The following is a 12,632-nucleotide window of genomic DNA, read 5'->3' on the forward strand; positions in this document are numbered from 1 at the left end:
GCAAAATCTTCAGAATTACCAAAGATGTTTATCGGGGTAAGCACAAGCATTACTCCCTGACATGGAATTTAGTGGCTGCTCTTGTTAACTTACGCTATGACTGTATTTAGGAAAGATGTCTATTAATTGTTGCAGTAGCGCCACATCAGGATTTGCCAGCTGCATTTTCTCAATCATACTTGATAAATCCTCATTCACAGCCCAGGGATAGATAAGCCAACGCCATTCGCAGACCTTCCCGGCATAAAAGTCGGGGATAAATTTGGAAACAGTTTTGAGGTGTAAGGCCGCTGTGCGCATTTCTTTCACGGCACCACAGTGCCGAATATGCTCGATGCCAACTTCAAAAGTATCGCCGCTATCGCAGACATCATCTAAAAGCAGGATATTTCGTCCATTAATATCTGCATTTAAAGGATATTTGATAATAACCTCATCCTGCTTATGAGCGCCTTGATAATGCTCCATTTTGAAACAGGTCAGATCATGGATACCGAGCATATCTGACAAAATCCGTGCCGGTATATAACCGCCCCGTGCGATGGCGACGATGGTATCAATCCGGAAATTTGTCTTACGCAACTGCTGGGTCAGCTGGTGACATAAGCTATAAACCTCTTCCCATGTAATTAAAGTGCAGGGCAATTTTTCATGCATCTCAAAACCTCGGGATTATGAGCAATGGTAAACGAAACGATGCCGAGATTTACATTTCCGGCAACATCAATAACGCTTGTCAGAGCGACAAATGCTCTTACACATAAGCGCTAAAGGCTATTAATTATAGGGCTCATACATGAGGTTAATAAGATTATAAATCCATGTGTGTAGATTGCAATACTGCTGTATTTAAAACAATGTAAATTCTGCAAGCTAACACCTTATATTATTAAAAAATTGATACAAATAAATAGCTTAATGTTATTGCAAGGTAATCTTACAGGTCATTATTTTAATGAAAGCAAAGCCATCAAAAAAAACAGAAAAAAGTCGCTATTCGCGAATCGGCAGGCAAAGTCAAAATATCAGCGACAGCATCTGGACTGACCAGTCAAGCTGGCTTCATTCCCGTAGTAAAATTCTTGGAACGCATTGGCTTTGAACAAACGGTTAATCAGACGGTTCCGCATCAACGTAGAGATAATGCAGAGTACCAATTGACGGGGACGATGTTACTGGCAGTAGTGGGTGTAATCCGGTAACGCATTGATAGCATTGAATTAATTTTTCATAGGTTTTTGTTATGCAAGAAACATCAGTTCCACAAGCATATTTCGACTTTATTGATTCCTGCCAAATGACTTTTGCATTTTTATAAAGCGCCATATTTTCCAGATCCAACACAGCCAAATCCGAGTTGGTACAAATGGTAATGTCTGTTAGCTTGATTGCATGATTACAATTAAAGTCTGGCGAAATTTTCTTTATAGTCGCTTCAGATAATAGCGGTTGTTGAGAAACTTGTATTGTTGGAATAACCGTTTTATTTTGCTCTGCACTAAGCAAGTCTTTATTTATATTCGTCCTGCTTTGTTGCTCTTGAATCGCACTGCTGATTTCTGCTTCAAGCTCAACTTGATGTATTGACTGCTTATTAAGCTGATTATTATCAGCTTCTTGAAAAACCAAAGTAGGCTTTAACAACACAGCTGTTGTTATTTCATCAAGTAAATGCGTCCATGCCGTACTTTTAAGCTCAATAGAGATTGCTTTACCGTCACCCGTCGATTTTACTAAATATTCAACGGGTTGAGTAAACGCATTTATGCTATTTTCAATACCTAATTCTCCTGCATACTGAGCAATTTTTTTGCTGTTGACTCGCCCGCACGCTATCAACATCAGCTAACATGGGCGGTGGAACCGTCACTTTTAATTGTCCGATACAACTGCTGATATTGCTCTGTGTATCATGTTGAGTTGTTTTTATAGTATCAATGGCTATGTTAATTTGCGCCAATGACGCTCTAATTTTAGTAAGGCCAAATATAACCGCACCATCATAATGTTAATCTCTTTTTTGAGCTATTGATCTGACTGCTTGTTCAGTAAGATATTGTTCCATTATCTTTTGAGTATCTGCCAGAGAACAGCTATCAATCGACAAGTTACAACCAGGCAAAACTAAATTCATGGCAGATAACGGTGCAAGGCATTTAACTGGCATCATTATTTGCTACACCTGAACAGTTAACCCGACTGATTCTACTAAATTAATGTGTTTCGCTACTTTCCTGTCCATTTTCATATCATCGCATCCTGAGATAATAAACACCAAAACTACCATATACTTTATTTTTTTCATAAAATTACACCTTCATTATTAAATGGTTATAGTGCTTGCTTATATTTATAAGCAAGCTGTTGGTAGTTTAATAGGGTTGCAATACCTTGTCATTAAATCCTATGCTTTAATTTCTATCGAATATTTCATCAACCCAATTTGCTATTTTTTTCTGGTATCAATCAGATTTAGTGACATAAAAAAATAACTTACGCTGAAAATCTTGGAGTGTGCCACAGTCACACAGACTGACACTATAGACTTTCAGAAATTAAACTTCTAATTCATGTTGCTGTAAATTCATACAGATAACATCCCTTGAAGGGATGGTATCTGTCGACATAGAAATTATTTATCTGAAAATGTATAGATGAAAATAGTGGTTAGATGTGTATAAGCTCATTGGAAGATGATGGTAGGCCCATCAAAGTCTGTTATCGGCAACTGGCTTTAAGCCCCCCTCAAGCTGCTTGTATTAAGAGTGCAGGTAGTGAGCGTTGAGGCGACAACTACATTGACATTTACCGATGATCGGCTGATAGCCAGTATGGGGCAGAAGATAGCTGATAAACGCGTACTGCGCTTAATCGGCCTATTGCTGCGTAGGGGTGTTATGGTCAACGGTGTCGTCAATCCCAGCAAGGAAGGCGCGATGCAAGGCGGCCCCTTAAGCCCTTTGCTGAGCAACATTGTTCTGGATGAACTTGATCAGGAACTGGAAAAACGCGGATTACAATTTTGTCGGTTCGCAGATGACTATAACCTCTTCGTCAAGTCGCAAAAGGCGGCAGAGCGGGTGATGAAAACGGTCAGCCGGTTCATTGAAAAAACGCTTAAACTTAAGGTGAATCGGGATAAGAGCAGAGTGGCTTTATCTGATAAGGTAAAGTTCTTGGGTTTTACTGTGGTTGGCGGTCGCATAATTTTTTGCTGATTTTTGGAGCAGGAAGCCCGGAAAAATCTTTCGCAAAAATAGCGACTCCCTTTGCCGATAGGGGCTATTGAAGCATAGAATTGTTAGGGTTCGTTACCTTGGCAGTAACCTGTAAAATATCTTTTTGACAAAATAGTTAACAAAAGAATTAAAGATCAATCTCGATGCCAACCGGACAATGATCCGATCCTTTAATCTCCGGCAAGATAAAAGCCTGCTTAACTTTATCAATCAGCGCGTTGCTGGTCAGCACGTAATCAATCCGCCAACCGACGTTTCTTGCCCTGGCCCCACCGCGATAACTCCACCAACTGTAAGCTATGCTATCCGGATGAAAATGCCGATAACTATCGACCAATCCGGCATCGACAAAAGCGCTGAAACCGTCAATTTCGACTTGCGTATATCCGGCCGACTTATTGTAATTAGGCTTTGGACGGGCGATATCAATTTCTTGGTGCGCGACATTAAAATCACCGCAGGCAATGAGCGGTTTTTTGCTTTGCAGTTGCAGGCAATAAGCCAGAAAGTCAAGATCCCAACTATGCCGATAATCCAGTCGTGCCAAGGCCTCGCCCGAGTTTGGTACATAAACGTTAAGCAGAAAAAAATGTTCAAACTCGGCAACCATCACGCGACCTTCGCGGTCGTGCTCGGCAATGCCCATATCATGGATAACTTGCAGCGGTGCCTGCCGGGATAACAATGTAACCCCCGAATAGCCCTTGCGTTCTGCGCAGTTGGAATAAATATGATAGCCTTCAATGCCCGCCAGAGCTTTGTCAACCTGATCGACCTGGGCCTTGTTTTCCTGCAATAAAATGCAATCGGCATCCAACTGCGCGAGCGTTTCAGCAAAGCCTTTGTCTTGTATCGAGCGAATGCCGTTGACATTCCAGGAAATTATTTTCATGCGATGATTGCGCCTTCTACGTTTGAAATTACACTTTCAACAGTGACCAAGAGGCTATTGTAACCTTCTGCCTTTTGGCTAACCAGACGTTTTCGGATTGATTTTAAAATCAGTGTCTATCGTTCTGAAAGGAGTTGAATAGTAAGCTGATGCAGCATGACTTGCTCGATCCTTTTTATTGTGTAGACTGGCAGTGAGGTAAGCCCCAACATTTGACGCCTCTAATTGCACCAAATTATTGGGCTACCTTAACTCACCACCAATCGACAAAATAGTCCCAACCGGAAATTGTCAATGTAGTTGTCGGTGTGCCAAGAAGGCTGATCAGTTGGAAACTGGCAGCCATGCTGTACCAGCGATGAGAGCGGGTTCCTCGGTGTAGCCTATCAGGAGGCGATGTCAAACCATCCTGAGCGGCATCCATAAAGAGCGGTTGTGGTGAGCGTCATGGAGAAAGGCAGGAATACTCTTTTCAGGTATGAACGAATGAGACGAATGTAAATGAACCCTCGAAGCATTTAAGAGCCATAGGACTGGCAGTGGATTGTATGATTTTACTCACTGGTAAAATGAAGACATCCTACATTGAACGGGTAATATTTTCTTCGGAAATCGCCTTATTGTCTGGACAATGGAATCCACTTTAAATATTAAATTGCTATTTGTTTATGTTCGGTCAGATTTTAAAGAAATGCTAATATTTTTCTTAAATAGCTCATCTAATGTTAATTCATAACTTGATGTAAACGTATCTAAAAAATACTGGACTTCCGGCAGATTAATAGCTTTTAATTTTTCCTCAATATCTTTTTCGGCTATAGAGAATTCCTGATTTCCAGCGGCCAATTCCATTTTGCATTTCAAATAAGCTGAAATGGTATCGGCTGCTTTAATGATGATTTTGTGCTCTTTAGGCAGTTCTTCTTCAATCATAAATGGTCTGTAATCTGCTTGAAGCTTTTCAGGTAGCAGATTCAATAACTCATGCTCAGCTTGCTTTTCGATTGATTTATAAGCTTTGGTTATTTCAGGTGAATGGTATTTTATAGGTGAGGGCATATCGCCAGTCAAAACCTCACTGCAATCGTGATACAGTGCGGCAACAACAATAGCATTAACATCAAGAGTGCCATCAAAATAACAATTTCTTATTAAGGCCAATGCATGGGAAATAACAGAGACTTCCCAACTGTGTTCCATTACATTCTCAGCTACAGTATTACGTTTTAATCCCCAGCGTTGCAGCCAACGAATTTTACTTATATAAGCGAAAAAATGACTTTTCATTATTATATCTCTTGGTTCTGTTAAAAAAATTCTCAAGGTTATCTTTATAAACAAACGAGGCGGGCATAAAATTAATGATACCTTTTACCGCCAGCATCTCTAAATTGTACCAATTTGGGTTATTGATCAACGTAAACTGATGTTATTTTCGTAATAACATTATTGTTTACAGTTTATATTTTTTCGAACTAATCATTTCGGTAATATCGTGATACAACGCGGCGATCGCGTTGGCGTCTATATTGCCCTCATAATAGCGGTTCTTGCTCAAGGCCAGGGTATGGGCAATCACGGCTACTTCCCAACTATGTTCCATGATATTTTCTTCACAGGCATTGCGCTTGAGTCCCCAACGCTTGATCTATCTTAATCGTGATATATAGGCATAAAAACTACTGGTTATGGTTATCTCTTTCATGATGTTGATTTTCCTACTTATTAATGATGCATTCTGGTATTGTGGACGGCTTGTTTCTTATCCATCATGATGAGAGAACGTGTTAAACCCTATTTAATTTAGTTCGCATTCAGGCGTATTTTACGCGCTAAAGCCAACATCATCTTAATCTAATACAAAATTATGCTTATTCAGTGGTACCCCGGTCACATGCACAAGGCCAGCAAAGAGATCAAAGAAATCCTGCCTCAGGTTGATTTGATTATTGAAGTTTTGGATGCGCGTATTCCCTTTAGTAGCCAAAACCCTATGGTTGCAAAGTTGCGTGGCGACAAGCCCTGCATCAAAATACTCAGCAAAAGTGATCTTGCCGACCCGGAAAGAACGTTGCAATGGCAAACTTATCTGGAGCGGGAACAAGGCGTAAAAACCCTGGCGGTTACGGTTGATCATCCTGAAAAAATTCGTCAACTTTCCGAGTTGTGCCATAAAATGCTGCCGGATAAAGCAGCCAGTTCAAGGCTTATCAACACCTTGATTATGGGTATTCCCAATGTGGGAAAATCTACCCTTATCAATATATTGGCCGGCAGAATGATTGCCAAAACCGGTAATGAACCCGCTGTTACCAAAACACAACAACGTATAGCAATAGGCAATGGCATTGTTTTGTTGGACACGCCCGGTTTGCTGTGGGGTAACGTCGAAAATAAAAATAGCGGTTATCGACTTGCCACCACCGGTGCTATCAAAGATACCGCGATAGATCATGAACAAATTGCTTCTTTTGCTGCTGAATACTTGTTAAACCATTATCCCGATTTTTTGAAAGCCCGTTTTCAGTTGGAACCACTGCCGCAAACCGAGCATGAATTGATGCAGGCGATTGGCAAAAATCGCGGGTGTTTGCGCTCCGGCGGGCGTGTTGAAATGGATAAAGTCGCTAAAATTCTGTTGGCTGAATTACGCGCAGGGACGATAGGCCGGGTTACTTTTGAAACGCCTGCGATGATGGAACAAGAGCTGGTGGAGCTTGAAATTATTCGTGAAGAGAAAGCGGCCAAGAAAAAAGCCAGAAAGCAGACCTGGAAAGGGTCAAATTAAACAGATACTCCGCACGGTCATAATTAGATCATAAATTCCGTAAATGACCTGCGTGTCCGTTTTGATTTTAAAAAACATGGTCATGACGGTATCTGGATAAAGACGAATAGTAATGGTGGCGATTGGAGTTTTTTAGCCATTAATACCGTAAAACCTTATTATGATGAGCGCCCGGTGGCAGACGGTGGCACTTATGAAACCCGCGAATACCGAATGCGCTGGTGGGACAAAAGTCAGGCTCATGGTGAATGGAGCCCGATACAACGGGTCGTATTAGGTAAATAAGACAAAAAAGCAAAAAGCAATGTCCACGAAAAGCACGAAAAAAGGCCTGAATTGTTGGCTTTTTCGGGACTGGTAATTAATCAATAAATACCGATAACAGCCCTTAAAAGGATGTTATCGGTAAATCGCCTTACTTAACTGGTTTCCAAGTTGGAGAAAATAGCTTTGATGCAGTAAAAGGGAATTGAGGAATTATTTTCGATTATCCTCGATTCCTCTGCATTAACTTGAAGTTATTTGCTCTAGTTCGTACTTACAATCCAGGCGTTTTAAGGTTTCGGTGATATGAAAAGCCAAATGGTTCTCGCGTTGTTTGGCATAGGTTTGCAGAGCGGTTTGTGCTGCCTGTTCACGATTTGGCGTTGAATGATGCTGAGCCAGATAAATAACAGCTAGCAGATGGGTTTCTTGCAAGTCTTGCTGCATACTTGATGGCAGAGTTTGATAACTGGCAGTCAGTTGTTCAAAGTAAGATTGAATACTGTCTGGGTCGCTACAATAGACGATACAGCCCCTAATAAAAGCTAGTCGACTGATTATCAAAGGCTGGAGATGGTTTTGTACCTGCGAAATATAATCTCGTTTTAGTTGTTTAAGCGTTTCCCAGTCAGGTATTTGCCGTGCCAGCCATTGCCAATAGGCGTGATTGATTGCGCTGGACAAATAGTCTTCTGCGTAAACTTTGGGTCTTTTTTCAGCATGGCGTCGATAAATCGCTAAGGCTTCAGCTTGGTTGCTGATTGCCTGCGTTAAGCAATTCAGACTGGCATGATATTTGGCTTGATTGCTCAGTGCATTAGCATAATTGGGTTCAAATCGGTCTGGTCGAGATGCGCTCAATCGGCGATAAATAGCAACGGCTTGCTGAATGTGCTCGAAAGCTTCCTGGTAGCGTCCTTGTGTGGATAAGTCACAGCTAAAGCAGTTGAGACCAAAAGCATAATTCGGCTCAAAACGATCGGGGCGAATTTCGGCTAAACGTTGATAGATCCGCAACGATTGTTGGTTGTGTTGGAACGCTTTCAAGTAATGACTCAGATTGAATAAATAGATAGCTTGATCATTAAGAGCACTAGCGTAATCAGGCTCGTATCGGTCAGGGCTGGTTTCAATCAAGCGGCAATAAATCTCTACTGCTTGTTGACTGTGGGTGAGTGCTTCCTCAAAACGTCCTAGACTACTGAAGTGCATAGATGAGTTTTTTAGCGCAATCGCGTAATTCGACTCGTACAACTCAGGTTTCTTAATGGCTAAACGAAGGTATACCTCCAAAGCCTCTTGGCCATACTTAAAGGCTTCTTCATGGCGACCGAGATCAGAATAATCAAGCCCTAAATTGTTAAGAATAGCTGCATAATTTAAATCATCGGTATCGGAATCTTTTATCACAAAATTTTGATAAATGTTTAAGGCTTGTCGAGTGAACTCCTCTGTTTCTTCAAAACGTCCCATAGCTCGTAAGCGATTCCGTAAAGCAACCAAGGAACGAGCGTAATCTTTTGCGTATTGTTTGGGCTGATTGGCATTTAGTGAACGAAACAGCGCATGAGCTTCTTGGGCATAGGGAAGAGCCAACTCATCTTGCCCCATGTTAGTCGTCCGAATCGCCAAATTGATCAAGGCATCAGCGTAAGCCTTGATTTTCCTTAAATCCTGAGGATGTTTTTCCTTTTGTAACTTTGTAGACTCCGCTTTCGCTTGCGTAACATACAGCGCCAGCTTAGCCAGATAAACGGATTCATCAGGTAAAGCGGGCAATAACACCCCAACAATTTGTTGCTTAATGGCTGGCTGTAGTTGTTCAAAAGCACTACATGCCATTTCTGCCAAAGGCTCGCCTGTTTCCTGACCGACTTTAACAATTGCCAATGCCAAAATTGCAAAATGTTGGCGCAAACATTCAGTTAATTGGCTTTGCAGTTCTGGACGGCGGGCAGTGGTGCGAGTGAGTACGGTGAGTGCGTGATAACGGCGTAGATCGCTAGTGGATTTACCCAAAGCAAAGTCAAGTTGTGCTAGGCCATTATTGGTGGAAGTATTAAGACTGCGGGCGATCAAAGCTTCACCTAACAAGTCGGGGCGTAGCGGTTGCAAGCCTTGATGACCTGGGTAAAGTGGGCAAAGGGCGCGAAACAAGCGCTTGCAATCCATTTTAGTCAATATGCTACCACTCTGTTCATAAGCTGCCCAGGCTTCTTTTTCTGTGCTCAGTTCGTCACAAAGCGTGGCAAGGGTTAGCAAGTGACTGATGGTGCGTTCTCCTTCGCAAAGGTTTAACTGTTGTGCCAACCGTTGCCAATAACGGTCTTCATGTCGTAATAAAGCATCGGTGAGTCCATTAGCTGTGTCAGCTTGTTCGCCGTGGAGTGCCAATAATGCTGCCATTTGCAAGTACAACGGGTTGGCAAAATGCTCGGCTACCAAATTGGGTGTAAGGGTGGACTGGCGATTAAAGTCTAAAAATCCCAGGCGCTTTGCATATGCTGATAGTGCTGTGGTATAGGCCTGTTCGCGGTCGGTCAGCTCTTGATGCAAAGCGGGCAAAAGGTAAGGGCCTGAACAGGCACTGCCCGCAAAAATTTTCTCGCAGCTTGGATAATCAGTTGCTAAACGCTCAAACCAATCACCGCTGGAGCGGGCAATTAAAGCCACACGCACTCGGCAGGGGCTATATTTTTGTGCCGTTTCCAGTACAGCAACGAGTTGGTTACGGCGGGTTTCGGCGTAATCAATGGCAATAAATAAGTGTTTATTTTTCGATAAAAGCTCGGCAATGCGGCTTTTAATCTCGGTGCCATCGGCATTAGCATTGAGAAATCCGGCATGCCATTGCCCGGTTTCATTCAGGCGTTGGCAGGTTTCCAATAGCAAGCGGGTTTTGCCGATGCCACCAGCACCGATATGCAGTTGCACGGCAATCGGAAAGCCTTTTTCGTCGTTTGCCCATTCCATGAGTTTGGTAACGGTTGCTTCCCGCGCAGGATGAAAATCAACACAGGCTTCTTCGGCGCGTAGTAATTGACTTTCTGCATAGCCTAGCCCAAGTTGCCAACCAGGTGTAGGGATGGCGATAAAATCGTTATCGGTTTCAGGAGCTGTTTCGAGTGGCAATGGAAGTGTTTCAGGGATTTCGATGATAGATGTAGCTAGTAGTGTTTCCCAGCCGATGGCTTTGGCGAAGTCTTCGGCACAATGTTTTGGAGTAAATTTTGCTAACAGATGCTCTCGTAACCATAAGGCGCTGTCTTTGGCAAGCTTCGGGTACGCGGCAATTTCTCTAACCGCATTGGTCATTGCTTGTAAATCTTCATTGTGAAAATAAGGCGGCGATTCACTGCCTCGAACGTTAACAGTTTTGACGCAGCCCGCACCCGCTCCAGGCAATGCCTCTTGCAATAAACGCATAAGACCGCTTTGTTTTCCCAAAATCAGCGGCACACCGGCAGCGATAGCCTCCCAACCGACTAAGCCAAAACCTTCATGCCAGGATGGCATGAGGGCTACACTGGCACGGCTTAATTCGTCAAAAATTTCCAGGCGATTTTCCGAATAAGGCAAGGGTTGCAGTTCTAGCACGGCATCTGCTTGTTGTTCTGCAAATAGGCGAAGCTCGCCTTCGCCATCTTCAGCTACGCCGAATAGTTTGATGCGCGGGCAATCATCGCGAAGCATGGCGGGTGCGCCAGGGTCGGTAAGCGCAAGTTTGTAGGCTCGGGCAATAGCGGCAACCCCCAGCTTGGTTTGTTTAATACGGTCTGTTTCTGGATTTAAGCGTCCAAACAGTATGGCAGTCAGTTTCTTGGATGATGGATTTGGATCTATGTTTGGCAAGCCGGGAATCAACATGTGTGTTGAACCCGCACCAAACCAGTCATCCAACGCATCGCGTAATAGTGGCCCTACGGCAAGACGGACGTTTGCATCTTGAAATAACGCTTTTTGTTCTTTTGTTTTGGCTTGTGCTTTCGCGGCTGAACCACTTTTGTAAGATTCATAGGCCGCATAAGACATGTGGTGAATAACCGCCGAACGGGAGTTTGTTTTTTGTGCGCCTGCTATGGCAGCTGCGCCAGTAAATAAGTCATGACCCAGCCACACCGCTTGGTTGTAGTCGATTTTTTCCGCTTCAAGCAAGCTAATGATTTCAGCGGAATGACTTTGTTCAAGCTTTTCGCCCGAAGGTGGACTGATGAAGGTGACAAGCGTCACTAATGAATCTTGAGCCTCCTTGATGTCTTTAGCTTCGGCGGCAGGTACTACGCAGAAAATTTGCACATGCTTCCCGAACGCACCGCCGAAGCCGCGTAAAAAGTCATAATTGAAGCTATTGATGCCGCCGTGTTTAGGACCCCATCCAGTGGCTAGTACTATTAGTGTTGGCCTGATCATAGTTATTGTTATTTTTAGTTTAATAATTTGCGTTCAAGCAATCGGATCATTATTAACTCGAAAGGTGTATTCTCCGTTAGGTAATCCACTATAAACAAAGCAAGTAGCCTTGATTTAGTAAAACGAAATCGAGCCGGCTGACCTCTAACGGCTCCGCGGCTTTCCGTCCTAATCTTGCAATAAGTTTGGCTTGTTCATCCATGAATCATGCATTCTAATTTTCGTCTGACACGAAAATACAGTTTTATTAAGCAGGTAACTGTGCTTGAGCATAAAGATCCATAGTGCTTATAATATTTATGTGATTTTTAAACTACGAGCAGACTATAACAGATAAAAATACCAAGTACAGTTTTGAAATGTAACAAGCGATATAAATATACTAAATTCATGGGCTGTACTGAAATTTTAGGCGCATAATTTATGATTGACACGATACTTTATTGGCGCTAATGAGCCAGCAGCATGCCCATCAACACAACTGGTTCTCAAATTAAAGCTGGGGAAAGAGTTTAATATCCCAAGAAATACAAAGCCGCGAAAGGACATAAGACATCATCTGATACATATGACTATCGTCGTTAATGTATAGAGTTCTTGCAGGACTATATTATTGTTTTTTTGATTTCGATAGGCATTATCCATCGCTGATAGATTAGGCAAATTTTTAGATATAATATTGTTTTAAATAATTATATTGCTTTTTATGTTAAATATATGATATTCGCTTATACTATTGCTTATGTTAGATACTCTAATGTAAGGAAATAGACTTATGAACCACTTTATATCAGTTGCTATTGTTGCCAGTATCCTTTCAGGATATGCTTATCAATTGACAGGTGCCGAAGCATGACGGGGTTTATAACGATGCCGGTCGGGGTTTACAGCCCCGACCTTAACGTTTGAAGACTTTAATAGCTTTCAAAACGTGATTGACGGGGTTACAACCGCATCATGCTTCCTGGAATAAACCGATAAAAACTTTTATTGTATTGCACTGTGTTGAGCCAAAATTGTCGGGTTATACCCTCTGGGG

Annotated in this window: 7 protein-coding genes, 2 pseudogenes and 1 riboswitch; of the genes and pseudogenes, 3 read left to right on the top strand and 6 right to left on the bottom strand. The window is 42.5% G+C overall.

The window, feature by feature from the left end; all coding sequences use genetic code 11:
- Positions 1–84 precede the first annotated feature (84 nt).
- Entirely contained in the window at positions 85–657 is a 573-nt protein-coding gene (locus tag N7974_RS14920; protein ID WP_262966387.1) for a phosphoribosyltransferase, read from the bottom strand.
- A 298-nt stretch (positions 658–955) separates the two neighbouring features.
- Between N7974_RS14920 and N7974_RS20900 the strand changes: the two are divergent.
- Positions 956–1,196 (top strand): annotated as a pseudogene (locus N7974_RS20900) (IS1380 family transposase); the annotation flags it as partial.
- Here N7974_RS20900 and N7974_RS14925 read toward each other — a convergent pair.
- On the bottom strand, positions 1,111–1,842 hold the full coding sequence (locus N7974_RS14925) for a lysozyme inhibitor LprI family protein (RefSeq protein WP_262966388.1): 732 nt from the start codon (positions 1,840–1,842) through the stop codon (positions 1,111–1,113). The pseudogene N7974_RS20900 and the gene N7974_RS14925 sit on opposite strands and share 86 nt — an antisense overlap.
- 932 nt (positions 1,843–2,774) lie before the next feature.
- Between N7974_RS14925 and N7974_RS14930 the strand changes: the two genes are divergently transcribed.
- Entirely contained in the window at positions 2,775–3,218 is a 444-nt protein-coding gene (locus N7974_RS14930) for a reverse transcriptase/maturase family protein (RefSeq protein WP_262966389.1), read from the top strand.
- 148 nt (positions 3,219–3,366) lie between these two features.
- Here N7974_RS14930 and N7974_RS14935 read toward each other — a convergent pair whose 3' ends face one another.
- The 3 genes and pseudogenes from N7974_RS14935 to N7974_RS14945 all read right to left on the bottom strand — a co-directional run.
- The gene (locus tag N7974_RS14935) at positions 3,367–4,131 is read right to left on the bottom strand and encodes an exodeoxyribonuclease III (protein WP_262966390.1); all 765 of its coding nucleotides are present in this window, start codon (positions 4,129–4,131) and stop codon (positions 3,367–3,369) included.
- 666 nt (positions 4,132–4,797) lie between these two features.
- The gene (gene yfbR, locus N7974_RS14940; protein WP_262966391.1) at positions 4,798–5,418 is read right to left on the bottom strand and encodes a 5'-deoxynucleotidase; all 621 of its coding nucleotides are present in this window, start codon (positions 5,416–5,418) and stop codon (positions 4,798–4,800) included.
- Positions 5,419–5,605: 187 nt separating this feature from the next.
- Positions 5,606–5,779 (bottom strand): annotated as a pseudogene (locus N7974_RS14945) (YfbR-like 5'-deoxynucleotidase); the annotation flags it as partial.
- A 219-nt stretch (positions 5,780–5,998) separates the two neighbouring features.
- Between N7974_RS14945 and ylqF the strand changes: the two are divergent.
- The gene (ylqF, locus tag N7974_RS14950) at positions 5,999–6,919 is read left to right on the top strand and encodes a ribosome biogenesis GTPase YlqF (RefSeq protein WP_262966392.1); all 921 of its coding nucleotides are present in this window, start codon (positions 5,999–6,001) and stop codon (positions 6,917–6,919) included.
- Between the two features lie 507 nt (positions 6,920–7,426).
- On the opposite strand, the gene N7974_RS14955 is transcribed toward ylqF, so the two are convergent.
- On the bottom strand, positions 7,427–11,593 hold the full coding sequence (locus N7974_RS14955; RefSeq protein ID WP_394813124.1) for a tetratricopeptide repeat protein: 4,167 nt from the start codon (positions 11,591–11,593) through the stop codon (positions 7,427–7,429).
- A 127-nt stretch (positions 11,594–11,720) separates the two neighbouring features.
- Positions 11,721–11,793: riboswitch (cyclic di-GMP riboswitch) on the bottom strand.
- Positions 11,794–12,632 lie beyond the last annotated feature (839 nt).

This window comes from Methylobacter psychrophilus, assembly GCF_025583945.1.
Classification (GTDB): Bacteria; Pseudomonadota; Gammaproteobacteria; order Methylococcales; family Methylomonadaceae; genus Methylobacter_C; species Methylobacter_C psychrophilus.

Coding starts and splice junctions, on each gene's coding strand:
- N7974_RS14955 (WP_394813124.1), bottom strand. CDS start 11,593: ATGATCAGGCCAACACTAATAGTACTAGCCACTGGATGGGGTCCTAAA.
- N7974_RS14920 (WP_262966387.1), bottom strand. CDS start 657: ATGCATGAAAAATTGCCCTGCACTTTAATTACATGGGAAGAGGTTTAT.
- N7974_RS14925 (WP_262966388.1), bottom strand. CDS start 1,842: ATGTTGATAGCGTGCGGGCGAGTCAACAGCAAAAAAATTGCTCAGTAT.
- N7974_RS14935 (WP_262966390.1), bottom strand. CDS start 4,131: ATGAAAATAATTTCCTGGAATGTCAACGGCATTCGCTCGATACAAGAC.
- yfbR (WP_262966391.1), bottom strand. CDS start 5,418: ATGAAAAGTCATTTTTTCGCTTATATAAGTAAAATTCGTTGGCTGCAA.
- ylqF (WP_262966392.1), top strand. CDS start 5,999: ATGCTTATTCAGTGGTACCCCGGTCACATGCACAAGGCCAGCAAAGAG.